General features: G+C 67.5%; 21 protein-coding genes. 13 read left to right on the forward strand and 8 right to left on the reverse strand.

Annotated features, from left to right (window positions below; genetic code table 11):
- Positions 1–207 precede the first annotated feature (207 nt).
- Both fliK and EV662_RS16605 read left to right on the forward strand, forming a co-directional pair.
- Positions 208–1,839: a flagellar hook-length control protein FliK gene (gene fliK / locus EV662_RS16600; RefSeq protein ID WP_132465022.1), complete on the forward strand. Its 1,632-nt coding sequence runs from the start codon at positions 208–210 to the stop codon at positions 1,837–1,839.
- 13 nt (positions 1,840–1,852) lie between these two features.
- On the forward strand, positions 1,853–2,518 hold the full coding sequence (locus EV662_RS16605) for a flagellar hook capping FlgD N-terminal domain-containing protein (protein WP_132465026.1): 666 nt from the start codon (positions 1,853–1,855) through the stop codon (positions 2,516–2,518).
- Positions 2,519–2,534: 16 nt separating this feature from the next.
- On the opposite strand, the gene ubiB is transcribed toward EV662_RS16605, so the two are convergent.
- Entirely contained in the window at positions 2,535–4,064 is a 1,530-nt protein-coding gene (ubiB, locus tag EV662_RS16610; protein ID WP_132465029.1) for a 2-polyprenylphenol 6-hydroxylase, read from the reverse strand.
- On the reverse strand, positions 4,065–4,817 hold the full coding sequence (gene ubiE, locus EV662_RS16615; protein WP_132465032.1) for a bifunctional demethylmenaquinone methyltransferase/2-methoxy-6-polyprenyl-1,4-benzoquinol methylase UbiE: 753 nt from the start codon (positions 4,815–4,817) through the stop codon (positions 4,065–4,067).
- 86 nt (positions 4,818–4,903) lie between these two features.
- Between ubiE and mutM the strand changes: the two genes are divergently transcribed.
- The 11 genes from mutM (at position 4,904) to EV662_RS16670 (ending at position 16,691) form a co-directional block, all read left to right on the forward strand.
- Positions 4,904–5,755: a bifunctional DNA-formamidopyrimidine glycosylase/DNA-(apurinic or apyrimidinic site) lyase gene (gene mutM, locus EV662_RS16620; protein WP_132465034.1), complete on the forward strand. Its 852-nt coding sequence runs from the start codon at positions 4,904–4,906 to the stop codon at positions 5,753–5,755.
- A gap of 62 nt (positions 5,756–5,817) precedes the next feature.
- Positions 5,818–6,594 carry an enoyl-CoA hydratase gene (locus EV662_RS16625; RefSeq protein ID WP_132465037.1) on the forward strand — a complete coding sequence of 259 codons (777 nt, stop codon included), beginning with the start codon at positions 5,818–5,820 and terminating at the stop codon, positions 6,592–6,594.
- Between the two features lie 231 nt (positions 6,595–6,825).
- Positions 6,826–7,092, forward strand: a complete 267-nt coding sequence (gene rpsT, locus EV662_RS16630; protein ID WP_132465040.1) for a 30S ribosomal protein S20 — start codon at positions 6,826–6,828, stop codon at positions 7,090–7,092.
- Positions 7,093–7,674: 582 nt separating this feature from the next.
- Complete coding sequence (gene dnaA, locus EV662_RS16635; protein WP_132465043.1) at positions 7,675–9,039, forward strand: chromosomal replication initiator protein DnaA; 1,365 nt, start codon at positions 7,675–7,677, stop codon at positions 9,037–9,039.
- Between the two features lie 115 nt (positions 9,040–9,154).
- Positions 9,155–10,273, forward strand: a complete 1,119-nt coding sequence (gene dnaN / locus EV662_RS16640) for a DNA polymerase III subunit beta (RefSeq protein ID WP_132465046.1) — start codon at positions 9,155–9,157, stop codon at positions 10,271–10,273.
- A 58-nt stretch (positions 10,274–10,331) separates the two neighbouring features.
- Positions 10,332–11,444, forward strand: a complete 1,113-nt coding sequence (recF, locus tag EV662_RS16645; RefSeq protein WP_132465048.1) for a DNA replication/repair protein RecF — start codon at positions 10,332–10,334, stop codon at positions 11,442–11,444.
- Positions 11,441–12,061, forward strand: coding sequence for a LysE family translocator (locus tag EV662_RS16650; protein ID WP_132465051.1), 621 nt, complete (start codon positions 11,441–11,443; stop codon positions 12,059–12,061). The genes recF and EV662_RS16650 overlap by 4 nt, the downstream gene beginning before the upstream one ends.
- A gap of 78 nt (positions 12,062–12,139) precedes the next feature.
- On the forward strand, positions 12,140–14,557 hold the full coding sequence (gene gyrB, locus EV662_RS16655) for a DNA topoisomerase (ATP-hydrolyzing) subunit B (protein WP_132465054.1): 2,418 nt from the start codon (positions 12,140–12,142) through the stop codon (positions 14,555–14,557).
- A 150-nt stretch (positions 14,558–14,707) separates the two neighbouring features.
- Complete coding sequence (locus tag EV662_RS16660; RefSeq protein ID WP_132465057.1) at positions 14,708–14,986, forward strand: hypothetical protein; 279 nt, start codon at positions 14,708–14,710, stop codon at positions 14,984–14,986.
- A 92-nt stretch (positions 14,987–15,078) separates the two neighbouring features.
- Complete coding sequence (locus EV662_RS16665) at positions 15,079–16,044, forward strand: DUF808 domain-containing protein (RefSeq protein WP_132465060.1); 966 nt, start codon at positions 15,079–15,081, stop codon at positions 16,042–16,044.
- Positions 16,045–16,352: 308 nt separating this feature from the next.
- Positions 16,353–16,691 (forward strand): NUDIX hydrolase, encoded by a 339-nt coding sequence (locus EV662_RS16670; RefSeq protein WP_243695883.1) that lies wholly within the window; start codon positions 16,353–16,355, stop codon positions 16,689–16,691.
- A gap of 66 nt (positions 16,692–16,757) precedes the next feature.
- On the opposite strand, the gene idi is transcribed toward EV662_RS16670, so the two are convergent.
- The 6 genes from idi to EV662_RS16700 are packed head-to-tail and all read right to left on the reverse strand — an operon-like array spanning position 16,758 to position 22,989.
- Positions 16,758–17,288 carry an isopentenyl-diphosphate Delta-isomerase gene (gene idi, locus EV662_RS16675; protein WP_132465066.1) on the reverse strand — a complete coding sequence of 177 codons (531 nt, stop codon included), beginning with the start codon at positions 17,286–17,288 and terminating at the stop codon, positions 16,758–16,760.
- Positions 17,285–18,466, reverse strand: a complete 1,182-nt coding sequence (locus EV662_RS16680; RefSeq protein WP_132465069.1) for a geranylgeranyl diphosphate reductase — start codon at positions 18,464–18,466, stop codon at positions 17,285–17,287. Before EV662_RS16680 ends, idi begins: the two co-directional genes overlap by 4 nt.
- Positions 18,467–18,471: 5 nt before the next feature.
- The gene (locus tag EV662_RS16685) at positions 18,472–19,761 is read right to left on the reverse strand and encodes a BCD family MFS transporter (RefSeq protein WP_132465071.1); all 1,290 of its coding nucleotides are present in this window, start codon (positions 19,759–19,761) and stop codon (positions 18,472–18,474) included.
- Entirely contained in the window at positions 19,758–20,666 is a 909-nt protein-coding gene (chlG, locus tag EV662_RS16690; RefSeq protein WP_132465075.1) for a chlorophyll synthase ChlG, read from the reverse strand. Before chlG ends, EV662_RS16685 begins: the two co-directional genes overlap by 4 nt.
- Positions 20,667–20,726: 60 nt before the next feature.
- Positions 20,727–22,151: a transcriptional regulator PpsR gene (gene ppsR, locus EV662_RS16695; protein WP_132465078.1), complete on the reverse strand. Its 1,425-nt coding sequence runs from the start codon at positions 22,149–22,151 to the stop codon at positions 20,727–20,729.
- Between the two features lie 37 nt (positions 22,152–22,188).
- Positions 22,189–22,989: a cobalamin B12-binding domain-containing protein gene (locus EV662_RS16700; RefSeq protein WP_132465081.1), complete on the reverse strand. Its 801-nt coding sequence runs from the start codon at positions 22,987–22,989 to the stop codon at positions 22,189–22,191.
- Between the last annotated feature and the right edge of the window lie 186 nt (positions 22,990–23,175).

Genomic DNA, 23,175 nt, shown 5'->3' on the forward strand with positions numbered 1-23,175 from the left:
AATCTGCTCCCGACCAGTGGCAGAAGTCCGGCGAAACGCATGCAGTATGTTCATCTCTTCGAGTCCGCGGCTGTCCCCGCACCGGCACAGGGCGACGGTGTCCGCGCGGCATCGCCTTCCCCGACGGGGCCGGGCGCGTTTCAGGCCGCGTTCACGCTTGGGCCTGGGGGCGCGCCGCAGGGGGACGGTGCCCCGTCGTCCGCGCCCGTGCGCCTGGTCAGCCGCTTTGCCCAGCTCGACCTGCCCGGTGAGGGCGACTCGACCGACCTGACCGGTCTCGAGGGCTGGATCGCACCCGGGCTGGCCGTCACAGGCGAGGTGCCGCAGGGTCCCGCCGGGGCAGGGCGGTCTGCCGAGGGTGCGCCGGAAGTGGCGCTGGCCGGTCCCGCGGCGGGCGATGCGACGCCGGATATGTCCCTCGCGGTCCAGGTGCCCGCCCAGCCGCAGACCGCCGCCCAGCCGCAGCGGCCAGACGCGGCGCAGACCGCCGCCCAAGCGCAGACCGCCGCCCAGGGCGTCTCCGCCGCCGCGTCCCCCCCCGCGACGGGGCCGCGCCCCGGCCAGGCGGCGGCGTCCGAGGCCGGCACACCGGCGCCCGGTGCTGCACGCCCGCCGCTGCCGAACGCGGCGGATCCCGCGGCGCCCGACGCGGCGCGCCCGGCCGCATCGCGCCGCGGCCCGGAGACAATCCCGCTCCCCTTCCCCGCCCCGGCCGACCCGGCCACCGGACAGACCGCCGCCCGGGCCCTGCCCGAAACGGGCGAGGCGCCGCGCGCGCCGCGGCCCGGTCCCTTGCCCGGCGGCCCGGCCGACACGCCCCCGGCGCCCCGGCCCCATGCCGCCGCAGATCGCCCCGCGGACGCGGCCCTTCCTGCCCGGTCATCGCCCCCCCCGGCGGCGGATGGGCCCGCCTTGGGCAGCCCGGCCGCCGCGTCGCCCGCGCCCATGCCCGCGCCGGTGCCCGCCGGTGCCGCGCCCGCCCAGGACCCGGCCGTCCCCGCCCCGTCCGGCGCCGCCCCCGCGCAACCGGCGGCCACCGATACCCCGCCGCCGGCCGATCCCCGCGGGCAGGCCGACCCGGCCGCGCCGGTGCGCCAGGCGGCGAACGGACCGCGTGCCGCGGCCCTGCCCGGTCAGGGGCCGGTCGACGCCCCGGCCGATGCCGCGGCTGCCGACCCGGACCCCCGCGCCGCGCCCGGCGATACCCCGCCCCCGGCCGACCGCCCCGGGCCGGCCACGCCGCCCGACAGCCGCCGCCCGGTGCACCCGTCGGCCGCGCCGGTCCAGGCCACCGATGGCCCGGCCCAGCCCGACACGGCCCGCGCGACCCCCACCATGGCCGAGACCGCCCCGGCCGATCCGACCGCGCGCACCGAACTGGCCGGTCCCGACCGCCCGGCCCAGGACACGCCCCGCCCCGCCCAGCCGGCGCCGCGGCTGGCCGACGCGCCGCGCCCGGCGATGCGCACCATGGCCGAGGCGTTGCACCGCGCCTCTGACGGGTCGGTCGAACTGACCCTCAGCCCCGAGGAGCTTGGCCGCGTGCGGCTGACCCTCAACCCCGGCGATGGCGCGATCACCGTCACGATCAACGCCGAGCGTGGCGAGACGATGGACCTGATGCGCCGCCATGCCGACCTGCTGAACAGCGCGATGCGCGAGCTGGGCTATGGCGAGGTGGTGCTGGATTTCGCGGGCAAGGGCACCGGCCAGGGTCAGACCCCGCAGGCCGATCCCGCGGCGCCCGCGCCCGGCGATGACCCCGCGCTGGCGCCCGCTGCGGTGCCCGGCCCCCGATCCCGCCTTGCCGCCGATGGCGGTCTTGACCTGCGCCTGTGAAAGGACCGACCCGATGGACAGCGTAACCTCTGCCACCACCACGGCGACGACGGCCACGGCCGCCGCCGAGACCAAGACCGGCAATGCCGCGATCAGCAGCGATTTCGAGACGTTCCTCAAGATGCTGACGGTCCAGATGACCAACCAGGACCCGCTGAACCCGATCGAATCGTCGGATTACGCCGTGCAGCTCGCGACCTTTTCGGGGGTCGAACAGCAGGTGCAGACCAACGATTTGCTGAAGACGCTGACCGAAACCCTGGGCGGCGCGGGGTTGTCGCAATATGGCGACTGGGTCGGGATGGAGGGGCGCGCCAAGGTGCCCGCCGTGTTTGACGGATCGCCGATCACCGTGCTGCCCAAACCCTCGACCGAGGCGGACGCCGCACAGCTTGTCGTGCGTGACGCCAACGGGACCGAGGTGCAGCGCCAGTCGATCGGCACCAGCGCGGCGGCGATCGAGTGGACAGGCACCGGCGTCAACGGCGCGGCCTTGGCCGAGGGCACCTACAGTTTCGTGGTCGAAAGCTTTCTCGATGGCGCCCGCATCGCCGAAAGCGCGGCCGAGGTCTACGTTCCCATCACCGAGGTGCGCAGCGATGCCAGCGGCGTGACCCTGGTGTTCGAAGGCGGCGGCGAGGCGTCGGCCTCGTCGGTGTCGGCGCTGCGCCAGCCCTAGGGGGCCGGCGCCGCCCTCAGACCAGAATCGCCAGCGCCACCAGCGCGCCGCCCAGCGCCGCGCCCGTGCCCATCCACAGCGCGGCGTGCCGCGTTGTCGGGCGCGGGTGGTCGGGCGCGGTCTGCGACTGGCGGATCAGCGCCGCCTCGGCCATCTGCGGCAGTTGCGGGCCGAACCGCGACAGCACCCGCACCGTGCGCACCAGGTCGCGCGCCAGCGCCTTGGGCCCGATGTTTTCCTTGATGTAGGATTCCACGATGGGCCGGGCGACTTCCCAGATGTTGATCGACGGGTTGAGCGACCGCGACACCCCCTCGACCACCACCATCGTCCGCTGCAACAGGATCAGCTCGGTCCGCGTGGCCATGCCGAACCGTTCCGTCACCTCGAACAGGTAGGCCAGCAGCTTGGCCATCGAGATATGCGTGGCGTCCATCCCGAAGATCGGCTCGCCCACCGACCGCAGCGCCTGCGCGAACTCGTCGATATCCTGGTCGGCGGGGACATAGCCCGCCTCGAAATGCACCTCGGCGACGCGGCGGTAATCGCGGCGGATGAACCCGTACAGGATCTCGGCATAGACGCGGCGGGTGTATTCGTCGATCCGCCCCATGATGCCGAAATCGAACACCAGGATGTCGCCGTTCGGGCCGACCTTCATGTTGCCCTGGTGCATGTCGGCATGGAAGAACCCGTCGCGCAGCGCGTGGCTGAGGAACATCGACAGCACCCGCTCGCCCAGCGCGCGCCGGTCGTGGCCGGCGGCGTCGATCGCGGCGTTGTCGCCCAGCGGTACGCCCTCGCACCAGCCCAGCGTCATCACCCGCTTGCCCGACAGGGGCCAGATCACCCGCGGCACCGCAAAGCCCGGGTCGTTCTCGGTGTTGGCGGCGTATTCCGCCGCGGCCGAGGTCTCGATCCGCAGGTCCAGCTCGCCCGTCACCACCCCGTCGAAATGGGCGATCACGTCGGTCGGGCGCAGCCGCCGCGAGAACGGCGCCAACAGCTCGATGGTCGAGGCGGCGAAATAGAACGCGTCGATATCGCGGCGGAAGTTGCGCTCGACATTCGGGCGCAGCACCTTGACCGCGACCTGCTGGCCGGTCTCGCGGATCCGCGCCTTGTGCACCTGCGCGATCGAGGCCGCGGCGATCGGTTCCGAGAATTCCGAGAACAGCTCGTCGGCGGGCCGGCCCAGCTCCTGGGCGACGGTCTCCTTGGCGACCTCGATCGGGAAGGGCGGCAGCTTGTCCTGCAGCACGCGCAGCTGCACCGCCAGCTCGTCGCCGACCACGTCGGGCCGCGTCGACAGGATCTGGCCGAACTTGATATAGGCCGGGCCCAGCGCCGACAGCGCGCGGGTCACCGGGGGCTGCGTCTCGTCGCCCTTTTCGCCCAGCCACTTGAACGGCCAGCCGAGGATGCGCGCCGCCGCCCGCACGCTGGCCGGGGCTTCCATCGCCTCCAGCACGAAACGGTTCGCGCCGGTGCGTTCGAACGTGGCCAGCGTCTGCACCAGCCGGACGATGTTGTGAGGACCGCGCACCTAGAGCTTCCACCCCGAATGCAGCGCCGCGATGCCCATCGACAGGTTGCGGTATTTCACCTGCCCGAACCCGGCCTTGCGGATCATGCCCGCAAATGTCTCCTGGTCGGGGAACTTGCGGATCGATTCCACCAGGTATTGATAGGATGCCCGGTCATTCGCCACGATCTGCCCCATCACCGGGATCACGTTGAACGAATAGCGGTCATAGGCCCATTGCATCGCGGGGTTCGGCAGCTGGCTGAACTCCAGGATCATCAGCCGCCCGCCCGGTTTCAGCACCCGGAATGCCTCGTCCAGCCAGTCCTGGATGCGGGTGATGTTCCGCGTGCCGAAGGCGTTGGTGACCACGTCAAAGGAATTGTCCGCGAACGGGAGCGCCATCGCATCGCCCGTCACCCAGTCCAGGCTGTCGGCCAGCGCCGCGGCATCGGCCCGCTTGCGCCCCTCGACCAGCATCGATTCCGTCATGTCGCAGACCACCGCCTGCGCCCCCGGCGCGCGTTTCAGGAACCGGAACGAAATGTCGCCGGTGCCCCCCGCCACGTCCAGCAGACGTTGCCAGGGCTGCGGCGCCAGCCAGTCCATCATCGCGTCTTTCCACACGCGGTGGATGCCGCCCGACATCAGGTCGTTCATCAGGTCATAGCGCGAGGCCACGCGGGTAAAGACCCCGTGGACCATCCCTGCCTTTTCCTCTTCGGCGACCGTCTGGAAACCGAAATGGGTGGTGTTCTGGGCTTGCTCTGTCATGGGGCCTTGCCGTTGATCTTTCGCGCCCTTCTTATAAGGCGCCCTGCGGGGGTTACAATGCGCAGCCGATCACAAGGAAGGGCACGATGCCCGAATTGCCAGAGGTAGAGACAGTGCGTCGCGGTCTGGCCCCCGCGGTGGAAGGCGACGTGATCGCCCGGGCACGCGTGAATCGCCCCGACCTGCGCTGGCCCTTCCCCGACCGGATGGCCGAACGGCTGACCGGGGCGCGGGTGATCCGGCTGGGGCGGCGGTCGAAATACCTGCTGGCCGATCTGTCCACCGGCGAAACGCTGGTCTGGCACCTGGGCATGTCGGGGCGGGTGCTGGTCTCGGGGCGGATGCTGGGCGATTATGTCCACGACCACCCCGCGCCCGCGAAACACGATCACGTCGTGTTCGACATGGGGCGCGGCGCGCGCATCACCTTCAACGACGCCCGCCGCTTCGGCGCGATGGACCTGGTCGCGACGGATCGGGTCGAGTCGCACTGGCTGCTGGCGGGGCTGGGGCCCGAACCCTTGGGCAACGCCTTCGACGAACCCTATCTGGTGGCCCGGCTGCGCGGCCGGATGACCCCGATCAAGGCCGCGCTGCTGGACCAGCGCGTGGTGGCGGGGCTGGGCAATATCTATGTCTGCGAGGCGCTGCACCGCGCGGGCATCTCGCCCCGGCGCAAGGCGGGCCGTATTGCCGCACCCCGTGTCGCCGGGCTTGTCCCGGTGATCCGCCAGGTCCTGGCCGAGGCGATCGAGGCGGGCGGGTCGTCCCTGCGCGATTACCGCCAGGCCGATGGCGAACTTGGCTATTTCCAGCACGCCTTCCGGGCCTATGGCCGCGAGGGTGCGCCGTGCCCGGCGGACGGGTGCACCGGCACGATCGCCCGCATCGTGCAGTCGGGGCGGTCCACCTTCTACTGCCCGCAATGCCAAAGATAGCTTGAACGCCGGGGCCAGACTGCTAAGGACTCGGGTTCGAACGGAACGGAGGCAAGGCCCCCATGGCTTACAAGACGCTGATCGTCGAGATCGAGGACCACGTGGCGCTGATCCGGTTGAACCGGCCCGACGCGCTGAACGCCCTGAACGCCGAACTGATGGGCGAACTGGCCGATGCCGTGTCCCAGGCCGACGCCAACGACAAGGTGCGCGTGATCGTGCTGACCGGCTCGGAAAAGGCATTCGCCGCCGGGGCCGACGTGCGCGAGATGAGCACCAAGAGTTTCGTGGACGTGTTCGGGGGCGACCTGTTCACGCCCGAGACCGAGAAATTCCTGGCCTGCCGCAAGCCGATCATCGCCGCGGTGTCCGGCTATGCGCTGGGCGGGGGCTGCGAACTGGCGATGATGTGCGATTTCATCATCGCCGCCGACACCGCCAAGTTCGGCCAGCCTGAAATCAACCTGGGCGTGGTGGCCGGCATCGGCGGCACCCAGCGCCTGACCCGCATCGTGGGCAAGTCCAAGGCGATGGACATGCACCTGACAGGCCGGTTCATGGACGCCGAAGAGGCCGAGCGCGCCGGGCTGGTGTCCCGCGTCGTGCCCGCCAAGAAGCTGATGGAAGAGGCGATGGCCGCGGCCAGCAAGATCGCCGAGAAATCCGCGCTGACGGTGATGGCGGTCAAGGAATGCGTGAACCGCAGCTATGAAACCACGCTGCGCGAGGGGCTGCTGTTCGAGCGGCGGATGTTCCACATGATGTTCGCCACCGAGGACCAGTCCGAGGGCATGCAGGCCTTCGTCGAAAAGCGCGAGCCGCAATTCCGCGACAAGTGATCGGCCGCGCGGGGTCCGAAAAGAGTCATATGGATTTCATATGCGATTCATATGGAATTCATATCGCGATTTTCCGGGTTCCCTTGCGCGCCGTTCTGCCCTATACGCCGGGGCCTACATGCGCGTGAGGCCCGCTCTGGCCGGAATCAGCCGGTTGTCTGGAACCCGGCCCGGGGCTCGTTGCGCGACAGATTTTGACCGAACGAACCCGGACCGAAGGACCTGAAGACAATGGCAAATTCGCCCCAAGCCAAGAAACGCGCCCGCCAGGCCGAGCGCCGCACCGCGATCAACAAGGCGCGCCGCTCGCGCATCCGCACCTTCCTGCGCAAGGTCGAAGAGGCCATCGCCTCCGGCGACCAGGAAGCCGCCACCGCCGCCCTCCGCCAGGCCCAGCCCGAACTGATGCGCGGCGTCACCAAAGGCGTTCTTCACAAGAACACCGTGGCACGCAAAATGTCGCGCCTGTCGGCCCGGGTGAAGGCGCTCGGCGCCTGATCGGCCATAAAAACAAGGCTTTTGAAGGGCGTGGCACTGGCCGCGCCCTTTTGTTTTCGGGGCGCGAAATCGGGTCGCGTGGCGGCTCTGCCACGGGGCCCGGATTCGTTCCCGGCAAAGCCCAAGTCAAGGTCTAAGTTCTGTTGCGCCTGTCTCGAGGGGCGGGCTACCGTCTTGAGGCGATTCACATCGACTTGGGGGGACATGACGCACGCGGTCCCCCGGGACCGTTCCGCTGGCCTGGTGGTGCATGGCCTGGAACGCTCGCGGGGGCAGGATTCGGATTTCGCGACGATTGGGGGATCGGCGAAAATTCGGACGCGATTGCAGGCCCTTGCCGGAACTGGCTTCCGGCGTTCCGGCCTCATGTCCAAGGTTGCCCGCGCGGAAGCGGAGCAGGAGAAATGGGAACCGGCGCCTGTCCGACAGGTTTGGCCGGGGTCGATCTCTTTTGCTCCTTGGTCCGTTCGCGTGGCGCCGCCCGCCGGGTCTTTGGGGACGCCGGGGGCGGTGGTCCGTGGCCGGAACGGCACGATGATCCCGTCTGCCAGATGATCAGGGACGGAGCGAAAGCGGGCAAAAATGACAGACGACACCTGGGGACGAATTTGCGATGACCTTGAGCGGACGATCGGGAAAAACAACTTTGTAACCTGGATTGCACCGCTCGAGTTCCGGGCCCTGGAAAACGGGGTCGCGCGGTTCGGCGTGCCGACCAACTTCGTCGGCGAATGGGTGAACCGGAACTTCGGCGACAAGATCATCGAACAGCTGACGCGCAACGGCGTTGCCGTCGACCGCCTGGAATTCGCCGTCTCGGCCACGAAACCCGCCGCGGCCCGCGCCGCGCCACGGGCTGCGGCGCCTGCGTCGGCGTCGGGGACGGCGCCGCAGGCGGAAAACGATCTGCCCGGCGCGCCGCTGGATGCGCGGTTCACCTTCGACACCTTCGTGACCGGCAAGCCGAACGAACTGGCCCATGCCGCCGCGCGCCGCGTGGCCGAGGGGGGCAACGTCACCTTCAACCCGCTGTTCCTGTATGGCGGCGTTGGGCTGGGCAAGACCCACCTGATGCACGCCATCGCCTGGGACCTGCGCGAACGCGCCCCCGAAAAGCGCGTGGTCTACCTGTCGGCGGAACAGTTCATGTACCGGTTCGTCCAGGCGCTGCGCGAACGCGACATGATGGGGTTCAAGTCGCTGTTCCGCTCGGTCGATGTGCTGATGGTGGACGATGTGCAGTTCATCGCCGGCAAGGATTCGACGCAGGAAGAATTCTTCCACACGTTCAACGCGCTGGTCGACCAGAACAAGCAGATCGTGATTTCCGCAGACCGTGCGCCGGGCGAAATCAAGGACTTGGAAGACCGCATCAAGAGCCGCCTGCAATGCGGGCTGGTCGTGGACCTGCATCCCACCGATTACGAATTGCGGCTGGGCATCCTGCAGCAGAAGGTCGACCTGTATCGCCAGCAATATCCGGGTCTTGTGATTGCCGACGGGGTGCTGGAATTCCTCGCCCACCGGATTTCCACGAATGTCCGGGTTCTGGAGGGTGCGCTGACGCGGTTGTTCGCCTTTGCCTCTTTGGTGGGCAAGGAAATCTCGTTGGAACTGGCGCAGGATTGCCTGGCCGACATCCTGCGCGCGACCGACCGCAAGGTGACGATCGAGGAGATCCAGCGCAAGGTCAGCGAGCATTTCAACATGCGCCTGGCCGACATGGTGGGCCCCAAGCGGCACCGCACGATCGCACGGCCGCGGCAGATCGCGATGTGGCTGGCCAAGCAACTGACCCAGCGCAGCCTGCCCGAGATCGGACGGCGGTTCGGCGGGCGCGACCACACCACCGTGATGCACGCGGTCCGGCGGATCGACGATCTTCGGACCAGCGATCCGCAGATCGCCGAGGATCTTGAGTTGCTGCGCCGCATGCTGGAGGCCTGAGGGCGGCGGCTACGGCCTTGACGCCCCTGCGAAAGTCTCGGACAGTCCAGAAAACGCTTGAGCCGGGGGGCGGAACCGCTAGGGTTCGCCTCCCGCCGGCATGAGGAGCGAGGGCATGAAATTCAGCATCGAACGCGGCACCCTTCTACGGGCGGTCGGTCAGGCACAATCGGTGGTCGAGCGGCGCAACACGATCCCGATCCTTGCCAATGTGCTGATCGAGGCCGAGGGCGATACCGTCAGCTTCCGCGCGACCGACCTGGATATCGAGGTGGTCGACAAGGTTTCCGCCCAGGTCGAACGCGCGGGTGCGACCACGGTGCCCGCGGTCACCCTGCACGAGATCGTGCGCAAGCTGCCCGATGGCGCGCTGGTCGAGATGTCCGATGACGGTGCCTCGGGTCGGCTGACGGTACGCGCGGGGCGGTCGCATTTCACGCTTGCCACGTTGCCCAAGGAAGATTTCCCGGTGATGGCCTCGTCGGAATACACGTCGAATTTCACCGCCGCGGCGCCGGTGCTGCGGCGGCTGTTCGACAAGTCGAAATTCGCGATCTCGACAGAAGAGACGCGGTATTACCTGAACGGCGTCTACATGCATGTCGCCGAGGGTGAGGGCGGCAAGGTGCTGCGCTGTGTCGCGACCGATGGCCACCGGCTGGCGCGGATCGACGCCGAGCTGCCGCCGGGCGCCGAGACGATGCCCGGCGTGATCGTGCCGCGCAAGACCGTGGGCGAGCTGCGCAAGCTGCTGGAAGACGACGATGCGCAGATCGCGGTGTCGGTGTCCGAGACCAAGGTGCGCTTCGCCACGCCCGAGATCACCCTGACGTCGAAGGTGATCGACGGCACTTTCCCCGATTACAGCCGGGTCATCCCGACCGGCAATTCGCGCCGGCTGGAGGTCGATGCCGCCGAGTTCGCGCAGGCCGTCGACCGGGTGGCCACCGTCAGTTCGGAACGCTCGCGCGCGGTCAAGCTGGCGCTGGACGAGGATCGGCTGACCCTGTCGGTGAACGCGCCCGACAGTGGCGCCGCCGAAGAGGAACTGGCCGTGGCCTATGGCGACGAGAAGCTGGAGATCGGGTTCAACGCGAAATACCTGTTGGAAATCGCCAGCCAGGTGGACCGCGAGAATGCGGTGTTCCTGTTCAATTCCTCGGGCGACCCGACCCTGATGCGCGAGGGAAATGACAGTTCGGCCGTCTATGTCGTGATGCCGATGCGGGTCTAGCCCGGCTTTGCCGGGCTGCCTCCGGCGGGGATATTTCTGACCAGAAGAAGGGCGGGGGATGCCCAGGCTGGCCCTGAAAGAGCTGACGCTCGCCCAGTTCCGCTCTCACGAACGCGCGCGGCTGGCCCTGGACGGGCGGCCGGTGGCGATTTTCGGTGCGAACGGGGCGGGCAAGACCAATCTGCTGGAGGCGGTTTCCCTGCTGTCGCCGGGGCGGGGCTTGCGGCGGGCCGCGGCCGAGGAAATGGCACGCGCCCCGGGCGGGCTGGGCTGGAAGGTCGCCGCGGTGCTCGAGTCGCTTTGGCAGGTGCACGAGGTCGAGACCTGGGCCGAACCCGGCGGCACGCGGCAGGTGCGGATCGACGGCAAGGCGGCGGCGCAGGTCGCACTGGGCCGGATCGCGCGGGTGCTGTGGCTGGTGCCGTCGATGGATCGGCTGTGGATCGAGGGCGCCGAGGGGCGGCGGCGGTTCTTGGACCGGATCGCGATGAGTTTTGAGCCCGGCCATGCCGAGGCGGTTCTGGCCTATGAAAAGGCGATGCGCGAGCGCAACCGCCTGCTGAAGGACGACGTCCGCGACGCCCATTGGTTTGCCGCGCTCGAGGGGCAGATGGCCGAGGCCGGGGCCGCGATCGGCGCGAACCGGCGGGCGGCGCTGACCCGGCTGGAGGTCGCGCAGGCGCAGGGCGAGACGGCGTTTCCGCAGGCCGGGTTGGCCTTGGTCGGGCCGGAGGGTGCCGATCCCGAAACGCCCGAGGCGCTGGCCGAGGCGCTGGCCGAGGGGCGAGGGCGCGACCGGATGGCGGGGCGCACGCTGGCCGGGCCGCACCGGGTGGACCTGGACGCCGTGTTCGCCGCCAAGGGTGTGCCCGCCCGGCAAAGTTCGACCGGGGAGCAGAAGGCGTTGCTGATTTCGCTGATCCTGGCCAATGCTCGTGCGCTGGCCGAGGATTTCGGGGCGCCGCCCTTGCTGTTGCTGGATGAGGTGGCCGCGCATCTGGATGCCGGGCGGCGCGCGGCGCTGTTCGACGAGATCTGCGTGCTGGGGGCGCAGGCCTGGATGACCGGCACCGGGGCGGAGTTGTTCGAGGCGTTGGGCGAGCGGGCGCAATACCTGGAAGTGACCGAAACCGGCGGGACAAGCGCCGTTGTGGTAAGGGATACACCGTGACCGTGACACCGGGTGACCTGGCCCTTTACGCAGGTGCATTGTTCGTCTTGTTCCTGACGCCCGGGCCGGTCTGGGTGGCGCTGACCGCGCGCGCCTTGTCGGGCGGCTTCAACGCGGCCTGGCCGCTGGCGCTGGGCGTGGTGGTGGGCGATGCGCTTTGGCCGCTTCTGGCGATCCTGGGCGTCAGCTGGGTGGTGTCGGTGTTCGACGGGTTTCTCGTGGTGCTGCGCTATGTGGCCAGCGCCGTCTTCCTGGCAATGGGCGTTTTGCTGATCCGGCATCCGGGCGCCTCGATCGCCGAGGACAGCCGGCTGACGCGGCCGGGCATGTGGGCGGGGTTCGTGGCGGGGCTTGCCGTGATCTTGGGCAACCCCAAGGCGATCCTGTTCTACATGGGGGTGTTGCCCGGGTTCTTTGACCTGTCGGGGATCGGGGCGCCCGACATCGCGGCCATCGTGGCGATTTCGATGGGCGTGCCGCTGATCGGGAACCTGTGTTTCGCGCTGTTCATCGACCGGGCGCGGCGTATCCTGACCTCGCCCAAGGCATTGAGGCGCACCAACCGGGTGGCGGGTGGTCTGCTGATCCTGGTCGGGCTGGTCATACCCTTTACCTGACACCAAATCTTGTGGGTGGCGCGTGACATTCCCACCACGAGACCGTATAAATCGGGCAGAAGAAAAAGGATCGCTCGCATGGCGGAAAACGCGCGGCAGCCCGAAGAATACGGCGCCGATTCCATCAAGGTTCTCAAGGGTCTGGAGGCGGTGCGCAAGCGGCCGGGCATGTATATCGGGGATACCGATGATGGCTCGGGCCTGCACCACATGGTCTACGAGGTTGTGGATAACGGGATCGACGAGGCGCTGGCGGGTCATGCGGACGCCGTGACCGTCAGGATTCACGCCGATTCCAGCGTGTCGGTGCATGACAACGGGCGCGGGATTCCGGTGGGCATCCACGAGGAAGAGGGCGTCTCTGCGGCCGAGGTCATCATGACCCAGCTGCACGCGGGCGGGAAATTCGACCAGAACTCCTACAAGGTGTCGGGCGGCCTGCACGGGGTGGGCGTGTCGGTCGTGAACGCGCTGTCGGATTGGCTGGAGTTGCGCATCTGGCGCGACGGCAAGGAACATTACGCGCGCTTCGAACGCGGCGATACGGTCGAGCACCTGAAGGTCGTTGGCGAAGCCGGCGACCGCACCGGAACCGAGGTGCGTTTTCTCGCCTCGCTGGAGACGTTTTCCAACCTCGACTACGTGTTCAAGACGCTGGAAAACCGCCTGCGCGAACTGGCCTTCCTGAATTCCGGGGTCAAGATCATCCTGGAGGATGAACGCGGCGCCGAGCCGCAGCGGGCCGAGATGTTCTACGAGGGCGGCGTGCGGGAATTCGTTCGCTATCTCGACCGCCACAAGGCGTCGGTGATGGACGAGCCGATCTTCATGACCGGCGAGCGGGACGGGATCGGCGTGGAAATCGCGATGTGGTGGAATGACAGCTATCACGAGACGGTGCTGCCGTTCACCAACAACATCCCCCAGCGTGACGGCGGCACGCACCTGGCGGGGTTCCGGGGCGCACTGACCCGGACGATCAACAACTATGCGATGTCCAGCGGGATCGCCAAGCGTGAGAAGGTGAACTTCACCGGCGACGACGCGCGCGAGGGGCTGACCTGCGTGCTGTCGGTCAAGGTGCCCGATCCCAAGTTCAGCAGCCAGACCAAGGACAAGCTGGTCAGTTCCGAGGTGCGGCCAGCGGTCGAAAGCCTGGTGAACGAGAAACTGGCCGAGTGGTTCGAGGAGCACCCGCAAGAGGCGCGGAACATCGTCGGAAAAATCATCGAGGCGGCGCTGGCGCGCGAGGCGGCGCGCAAGGCGCGCGAGTTGACCCGGCGCAAGACGGCGATGGATGTCGCCAGCCTGCCCGGCAAGTTGGCGGATTGCCAGGAGCGCGACCCGGCCAAGTCGGAGATCTTCCTTGTCGAGGGGGACAGCGCGGGCGGATCGGCGAAACAGGGCCGGGCGCGCGCGAACCAGGCGGTGCTGCCCCTGCGCGGCAAGATCCTGAACGTGGAACGCGCGCGGTTCGACCGGATGCTTTCCAGCCAGGAGATCGGCACGCTGATCACCGCGCTGGGCACGGGCATCGGGCGGGACGAGTTCGATATCGGCAAGCTGCGCTACCACAAGATCGTCATCATGACCGACGCGGACGTGGACGGCGCGCATATTCGCACGCTGCTTTTGACGTTCTTTTTCCGGCAGATGCCCCAGATCATCGAGGGGGGGTATCTCTACATCGCGCAGCCGCCGCTTTACAAGGTCGCGCGCGGCAAGTCCGAGGTCTATCTCAAGGACCAGGCGGCGCTGGAGGATTACCTGATCGAGATGGGGATCGAGGGCGCGGTGCTGCGGCTGGGGTCGGGCGAGGAAATCATCGGTGCCGACCTGTCCCGCGTCGTCGAAGAGGCGCGCCAGACGCGGCGAATCCTGCAGGCGTTTCCGACGCACTACCCCGCGCATATCCTGGAGCAGGCGGCGATCGCCGGGGCTTTCGTGCCCGGCCAGATCGAGTCCGATCTTCAGGGCACCGCCGATCGCGTTGCCGAGCGGCTGGACCTGATCGCGCTGGAATACGAACGTGGCTGGCAGGGTCGGCCGACGCAGGACCACGGCATGCGCCTGGCGCGCATGGTGCGTGGCGTCGAGGAGGTTCGGGTGCTGGACGGCCCCGTGCTGCGTTCGCCCGAGGCGCGGCGGCTGGGGGGCTTCACGGATGGGTTGCGCGAAACCTACGGCGCGCCCGCGCGCCTGGTCCGGAAAGAGCGGGAGCAGCCGATTCACGCGCCCAGCGAATTGCTGGATGCGATTCTGGCCGAGGGGGAAAAGGGGCTGACGCTGCAGCGTTATAAAGGCCTGGGCGAGATGAACCCCGACCAGCTGTGGGAAACGACCCTGGATCCCGAGGCCCGGACCCTTTTGCAGGTGCGCATCGAAGACGTCGCCGAGGCGGACGACATCTTTACCAAGCTGATGGGCGACGTCGTCGAACCACGCCGCGAATTCATCCAGCAGAACGCGCTGAGCGTGGCCAACCTGGATTTCTAGGCGCGGCTCGGACGGTTCCAATTTTAGCCATTCTTCACGCGGCGCACCCGGCGCCGCGCGATTTTCGCCGGAATTCGGGCGGAACGATGGGGGCATGGACGTCCGGCACAGGACGGTGCCGGGCGTGATCGCAACCAGCGAGGACACGACATGGCCTGGACAATTCGCAAACCCTGCACCCGTGCCGAGGACGGCACGCTTCATTGCGGCGACAACGTCGCGATCGCTGTGATCGCGACGATCCTGATGGGACCGTTCGGAATGTTCTATTCCACGAAGACCGGGGCCATCGTGATGATCGTCCTGACCTTCCTTGTGGCGCTGCCGACGCTTGGTTTCGGTGTGCTGCTGACCCTGCCCCTCTGCGTTCTTTGGGCCGCGCTTGCCGCGCTGCGGAACGCGCCGCGCCAGCTTGTGCTTGCTGCCTGACCCAGGCCCGCGCGCAGGCCGGGGCCGAAGCGCGTTGCTCCGGGCCGCCTAACGGGTATCTTGGGCCGAGGCTTGGCAACGGGGGACGGGACATGAGCGGACTTCTGGCGCTGCTCGACGACGTGGCGGCCATCGCCAAGGTGGCGGCGGCTTCGGTCGACGACGTGGTAGGCCAGGCCGTCAAGGCCTCGTCCAAGGCTGCCGGCGCGGTGATCGACGATGCCGCGGTCACGCCCAAATACGTGCACGGCTTTGCCGCCGACCGCGAAATTCCCATCGTCTGGAGCATCGCGCGCGGCTCGCTGTTCAACAAACTGGTGGTTTTGCTGCCGCTGGCGCTGTTGTTGTCGATCTTCGCGCCCTGGGCGATTGCGCCGCTTCTGATGTTGGGGGGGGCATACCTGTGTTTCGAGGGGGCCGAGAAGGTTTGGCATGCGCTGTACCCGGCCGATCACCATGACGAAGACCTGTACCGCGAGAAACTGGCCGATGCGCATCTCGAGGAGAAAAAGGTCAAGGGGGCGATCAAGACCGATTTCATCCTGTCGGCCGAGATCATGACGATCACCTTGTCCGCCCTGCCGACGGACCTGCCGTTCTGGATGGTGGCCGCGGCGCTGGCCCTGGCGGGCGTCATCATCACGGTCGCGGTTTACGGCGCCGTGGGCGTGATCGTGAAGGCCGATGACGCGGGCCTTGCCATGGCCGCAAAGGGCCGCCTGGCGGTCACGCGCAAGCTGGGCGTCGGGATCGTGCGCGGCATGCCCGGCTTCCTGAAGCTTCTGGTCGTCGTGGGGACGGCGGCGATGATCTGGGTGGGCGGTTCGATCATCGTGCATGGGCTTTATGAGCTGGGTCTGAAAGCCCCCTATTCGGCGATCCATGATCTTGCTGTTGCCGTCGCCAACCGGGTGCCCGCCGCGGCCCGGGACGCCGTGGAATTGTGTGTGACGGCAGGGATCGACGGGCTGATCGGCCTGGCGCTGGGTGCGGTGCTGATCCCGGTGGTGAAATATGCAATCCTGCCGATAGCAGGGCTTTTCGCGCGCAAGGCGTGACGGCGTCAAGAGCCGGGCCGTGGCAGCGCACGGCGCGGCAACAAGTCGTTGTCCCAACTTCTATAGAGTGGTTGGCGTAGAACGATTTTTTGCAGCTTGACCTGTTCGGCACAGGCCGCCCGCTGCAACCGGGACCAGTGCCTTCCATGCCGCGCAAAAGGCGTTTCCCAATGGCCCATCGCAACAGATCCCGATCCGGTACCAAGATGGCCGCGTTTCCCCTGCGCTGGAGCGCAGATGGTGCGCTTCATGTTCTGCTGGTCTCGCCGCGCGGGTCGCGGCGTTGGTTGATGCCACGGGGCTGGTGGATGGACGAGCAAAAGTCCTGGAAGCTGGCCGAAATCGAGGCGCTGGAGCGAGCCGGGGCCATCGGTCATGTGGGGACCAACCCGATCGGCCGCTATTGCTATGACAAGGTGACGGCCCAGGGGGCCATCGTCGTCGTCGAGGTCGAAGTTTTCCCGATGGTGGTCGAACGGCTGCGCCGTGACTGGAAGAACCGCCGCACCCGCAAACGGCGTTGGTTCCACGTGCTCGACGCGGCGGAGCATGTGCGCGAAGGCGATCTGGCCGAACTGTTGCGCAGTCTTGCCCCGAAACCTGCGCCGCGTACCGCGCTGGGGCGGCTTTTCTCGTGGTTCGACTGAGCTACGGCCCACAGCCACCCGCGGCCGGGCCGGGCGACGGTTGGGCCGCCCGGCGGGGTTGTCGGCTTATGCCGGTGAAAGCGATCCGAAGATGCGTTCGCGGTGCTGGTCGAGATAGATCCGCAGCCAGGGCGTATAGGCGTCGGGCTCGGCCTTTACCGCGCGGGCGAGGTCGTGCAGGTCGACCCATTTCACATCCATCACCTCGTCGGGGTTCAGGTCGATGCCCAGGTCGGGCCCGGCCGGGGCGACGAAAATGTCCACCACCTCGTGCTCGATCAGTCCGTTGCCGACATCGGCGCGGTATTCCACCTGGTCGCGGTGGTCGAGCGTCAGTCCGGTGATCCCCAGTTCCTCGCGCAGCCGACGGGCGGCACAGGCTTCTTGCGGCTCGTCCCAGTGCGGATGCGTGCAGCAGGTGTTCGCCCACAGACCCGGCGTGTGATACTTGCCCAGCGCCCGGCGCTGCAGCAGCACCCGGTCGCCATCCATCACGAACACCGAGATCGCCTTGTGGCGAAGGCCCTTCTGGTGGGCCTCAAGCTTTTCGACGGGGGTCAGTTCGCCGTTCACCCAGGCCGGGATCATCTCGCTCATGTGAACTGCGGCGAGACGAGGCCGGTCAGGTGCGCGACGTTCTTGATGCCGATCTTGAGATGGGCGAGCGGGCGCTTCTTCGTCAGCTTCTTGTTCATGTAGCTTTCGAAGGTCAGCGTCTGCACGTCCACGTCATGGCAGAGCGACACGAAGCGTTCGCGCCGTTCGTCGCTGTGGTAATAGGCGTCCTGCATGCTTTGCAGCGCGCGGAAGGTCATCTTGTGATCCTTCATGAACATCTGGCGCGCCAGCTTGAGGTCGGAGGCGCGCCCCGATGCCAGCGCCGCCGAGACCGCCATCGCGCCGATGCGCCCGCCATACATGGCGTAGTAGATGCCTTCGCCCGAACTCGGCGCCACGGTGCCCGCGGCGTCGCCCACCACGACCACGTCGCGGCCATTGTCCCACTTGTCCATGGGTTTCAGCGGGATCGGCGCGCCTTCTTTGCGGATCGTTTCGGCCTGGTCGAGGCCGGCCATCTTGCGCAGGTCGGCGGTGGCCTGTTTCAGGTCGAACCCGTCGACGCCCGTGCCCATGCCGACCGAGCAGGTATGCCCGTGCGGGAACACCCAGCCGTAGAAATCGGGGCTGATGCGCCCGTCATAGATCACGTCACAGCGGTTGGGCTGGTAATTGCCAACGGCCATCGGCGCGTCGATGATCTCGTGATAGGCGATCACATAGGGGATCTTGTCGCCGCCCGGCACCTCGGCGCGGGCCACGTCGGATCGTGCCCCGTCGGCGCCGATCACGAATTTCGTCTGAAGCCGCACCTCTTCCTTGGACTGCTTGTCGCGGAACACGAGGAAGGTCTTTTCTTCTTCGCGCTCGATCCGAAGGAAGGTGCCGGTGAACCGCGTGGCCCCGGCACGTTCGGCGCGGGCGCGCAGGAAGGGGTCGAAATCCTTGCGGTCGACCATGCCGACGAAGCCGTTCTCGATCGGGATGTCGACGAAGCGGCCCGAGGGCGAGATCATGCGCGCGGTGTCGATCTTGGCCACGAGTTGCTGGTCCTGGATGTCGAAATCCTTCATCAGGCGGGGCGGGATCGCGCCGCCGCAGGGCTTGATCCGCCCCTCGCGGTCGATCATGGCGACCTTCTTGCCCGACCGGGCGAGGTCCTCGGCTGCCGTGGCCCCGGCGGGGCCGCCTCCAACGACGACGACGTCATAGATCATGTGCTTCACTCCCCCGGGACAAGGCCCGCGTTCTCTGTTGTTGGTCGGTTGGAATCCATGATCCTCAGCGCCATCCAGGCGGACAGCACGAAGAGGATCGCCTCGGTCAGGAACACCGCGCCGAAGGCCGGTGCGTCGTCAATCATGGTGCGCATTGTGTCGGCCGCGGCCGCGCCCAGCAGGCCGCCGAACCCGGCGGCAATCGCCTGCGCCGCGCCCCAAAGGCCCATGCGCGTGCCCTCGCGTTCGCCGCGGCCTTCGCCGGCCAGCGCCATCATTGCGCTGATGGCCGCCACGGTGAACATGCCGTTGAAAAAGCCCATCAGGATCACCGCGGGCGTGAGCGGCAGGTGCGCGCCGTAATTGCCCATGGCGGCGATGGTGACCAGCGCCGTGGCCGAGCCCAGGCAACCCACTATCACCCACGACCGAAGCGCGCCGATCCGCAACACGGAACTGCCGATGCCGACCACGATCATGCCCAGGAACACACCGCCATGCTGCGCCCCCGAAAGCTGGGTGGACTGGCCGGGCGTGAAGTCGAAGACCAGGCCGGAATAGGGCTCCAGGATCAGCTCCTGCATGAAATAGGCGGACATCGACAGGAACACGAACAGCGTGAAGATGCGCGCGCGGCGTTCGGCCCAGACCTCCTTGAAACCCTCCCAGAACGGCATCTCGTCGGGTTCGCGCCGGGCGACGACGCGTTTTTCCACGCCCCAGACGGCCAGCGTGGTCACGATCACCGCGCCGATGGTGACGGTGGCGACGATCTTCAGCAGCAGGGCGGGCGTATACGGGTCGAGGAAGGCGCCGACCGTCCCGGCGGTGATCGCGATGCCCGCAATCATCATCAGCCAGGTGATGGTCGCCGCCGCCGCGCGCCGGTCGGGCGCGGTCGCCGTGGCCAGAAGCGCCAGCAGCGACGTGCCCGAGGCCGCGACGCCCACCCCGATCAGCGCATAGGCAAGGATCGAGATCGCGAGGCCGGCGAGGTGGTTGCCCTCCATCACCACGACGCCCAGCGCGGCCGAGAAGCCGCCCAGCGCCAGAATGGCCATGCCGCCGATGATGAACCGGGTGCGCTGGCCCTTGGTGTCGGACAGAAAGCCCCAGCTGGGCCGGGTGATCTGGATCGCATAGTGCAGCCCGACCAGCAGGCCCGGCAGGATCGCGGGCAGCGCCAGTTCTACCACCATCAGCCGGTTCAGCGTCGACGAGGTCAGCACCACGATGGCGCCAAGGCACATCTGCACCAGGCCAAGCCGGACGATCTGCAGCCAGGACAGGGTCATCCGCCGGCCCCCAGCGTGCGGATCGCGAAGGCCGAGATCATCATGCCCGAAACATACAGGACCACGCCGACGCCGTTATACCAGGGCGCCTTGCCCTTGGGATCCTTCATCATCACCGACATGGCCCAGAACTGCACCAGCAGCACGGCCGCAACGCCCACCGCGTGGAACGGCCGGTCCCACAGCCAGAGCAGCGCGATCACGACCACCTGCGGCACTGCCATCACGATGGAGGCCACCCACGCGGCCTTTTCGGGGCCAAGCGTGACAGGCAGGGAATTCACGCCGGTCTGCCGGTCTCCCTCCAGCGCCTTGAAATCGTTCAGTGTCATGATGCCATGCGCGCCGATGCCGTAAAGCAGCGCGATGACGACGACATAGATCGAGGGGGCACCCGCCGACAGCACCGCCGCGCCGGTGAACCAGGGCAGCGATTCATAGGACAGGCCCACCAGCCCCGGCCCCCACCAGCCCGATTTTTTCAGGCGCACGGGTTCGGCCGAATAGGCCCAGGCCGCGGCGACGCCGAGGATCGTGGCGACAAACCCCCAGGGGCCCAGTTGCCAGCCGACGAACAGCGCCAGAACGGACATGAACAATGCCTGGTACAGGCCCCAACGCCCCGGGATGCGGCCCGAGGGGATCGGCCGGTCGGGTTCGTTGATCGCGTCCACGTGGCGATCGCACCAGTCGTTCGCCGCCTGGCTCATGCCGCAGACGATGGGGCCGGCCAGCACGATGCCCAGGATCACCAGGCCCGGCTTTTCCAGCGGCGACACGCCCGAGGACACGGTGCCGCACAGATAGGCCCACATCGGTGGGAACCATGTCACCGGATGCAGCACCGACAGCATGGCCGCAGGTTCCGGCAGCCGCCTTTGGGGAAGGTTCGAAATTTCCGTCATGTCTTCCGCATGCTCTCCTGTGCCCATCGCGGGGCGCGCGTTTCCACCCTGACCGGGGACCTAGTCCCCGCTCCCGTCTCTGCTGAGAAGCCCGTATTTGCGAAGCTTCACGTACAGGCTCTGCCGCGAGAGCCCCAGCATCTCGGCCGCGGCCACCCGGTTATTCCGGGTCAACTCCACCGCTGTCTCGATGCACATCTTTTCCACAACGTCCGTCGTTTCGGCCACGATGTCCTTCAACGTGGCCGAACCGACCAGTTCCATGACCGACCGCATCGCATCGTCGGACACCGCCACGCCGGGCCGGCGCACGCCTTCCAGGCGGCTGGCGTCGCGGATCACGAACACGATCGACGGATGGGCCTGGTCCGACAGGTAGGTGGCCGAGATCTCGACCGAAATCTGCGCCCCATATTCCCCGGCCAGCTTGGTCGCGAACATCCGCATCTGGCCGCTGCGCGTGGCGTTCTCGACCAGCACACGCAGATCGACTCCGCCCCGCACCAGGTAATCGCCCAGCGACCGGCCCTTGACCGACGACACCTGCGGCGCGTCGGCGAGGCCGAGGAAGCTTTCGTTCGCGGTCAGGATCACGCCATCGGGATCGGTAAACACGATCGCATCGACGCCTTCGTTGAAGAACGCGGTCAGTGTCTCGCTCATGCCGCTGCCGACGCTCTCGCCGGTTTCGGTGGGGTCGATGCGGCACAGGATCAGCGGTTCGCCGGCGGCGCGGAACGCGGTCGGCACGATCTTGACCGGCGTTCGGCTGCGCCGGGCCTCGGCTTGGATCGGTTCGCTGGTGTCGTCCAGGGCGCGGGCGTTCAGCGCCTCGACGAATTCGGCCCGGCGCCGGCCCTCGAATTCCTGCGCGATCGGACTGCCCATCAGGTCGTTGCGGCTGGCACCCAAAAGTGCGCAGGCGGCCGGGTTCACGTCGACCACGCGGCCCGACCGGGTGCCGACGAACACGAAGGCGTCGCGGGTCGCCTCGCTGAGGACACGATAACGCGTGTCGTATTCGCGCTGGGTCTCGTAGTCCCGTTCCAGCGCCATCTGCGCCTCGATCAACTGCATCTGCATCTCGGCGATGGGGCGCAGATCGCGCCCCAGCATCAGCAGAACGCGGCCGTCAGGCCCGATCCGGTGGAACGAATAGCGGACCGGGAAATCCCAGTTCTCGCCGTCGGAGTGATTCAGCTCGACCGGCTTGGCGCTTTCGCTGCCGCCAGCGAAAAGCGTCAGCTTGGCCTCCAGCTTGGGCTGGCTGTCCTCGGTCAGCACGTCGCGGATGTCGCGGCCTTCCCAATGGTCCAGTTGCCCATGGGCGCGATGGCCGGCATTGACCAGCACCGACAGGATCTTGCCCTCGAGCGAGATGACGATCGAGATGTCTGAAGCCGTGGCAATGATTTCGCCCAGCATCTCCGGGGCGATCAGCGGGATCGCCCCGCTGCTCCAATATTTTGCGCCCCTCGAGGTCACCGTTCCTCACACGGCCATGTCGGCCGCCTCCACATCCTCAATTCCTCGCCAGCCGATCATGCGCCGCCGGGACCGGCACGCGCACGCCGCACAGCTTAAGCGCCTCGCGCGGGTCCGCCGTGGCATGGTCGGCCCCGGTCAGCGCGCAGACGTCGTCTTCGCCCTCGGCGACTCGGCCGCCGATCACGATGGGCACGTGGTCCTCGGCAGCGGCGCGCAACTGGCCGACCAGTCGGCGCGCCGCGTCAAGCTTGTGCCGGCACGAGACCGAGATCGCGATCATGTCGAAACGACGCGAGGCCACCTTTTGCAGGATCTCGTCCTCGGACTGGCCCAGGCACAGGCAGACCGAAATACCCATTCGGCGCAACTGGCTGGTCGCGGTCATGCCGCCCAGCGTGTGATATTCCTCGAGCGGTACGATCAGCATGACATTCGGCGCATCCGCGGGCGTCATCGCGTCGGTGACCCAGGGCGCGCTCAGTTCCCGAAGGATCGCCTGAAGCCGCGCCGCGCCGATGGTGACGTCGGCGAAACTCAGTTCGTCACGGCACCACCGTTCGCCCAGTTCGCGCGCGGCCGCGGGAATGTAGCCATCCAGAATGGCGCTTACATCGGCCCCGTTGCGCCGCAACTCGGCGATGGAGTCGGTGTGAATCGACTTTCCGCCCCTCAGGATATCGGCGCAGAAATTCGCCAGCATCGTCTCGTCTAGCGAATGACCCGATTGGCCCGAGCGCTGGGCCAACGCCGAAAGCACCTGCGCCGCCAGCGACTCGACTTCGTCGTGGCGGTCTGTGTCCTGGTCCGGCGTCATCGTCTTGCGGGTGTCATGCATGCGGCGCCGCCTCCCGTAAACCGCGCGGAACGGATTCGCGACGCCGTTTCGGGGCGGGCGTCGGCTTCACTGTCCAGCGTTGTCAAACCCAATTGACACTTCCTCGACCTCGTGCGGAGAGGAATCAATCCGGGGCGGTATAGGCTTTTGATAAAAAACGACTTTCGTCGTCACCCACCGGCCGGG

The organism is Rhodovulum marinum (assembly GCF_004343075.1).
Taxonomy (GTDB): Bacteria; Pseudomonadota; Alphaproteobacteria; order Rhodobacterales; family Rhodobacteraceae; genus Rhodovulum; species Rhodovulum marinum.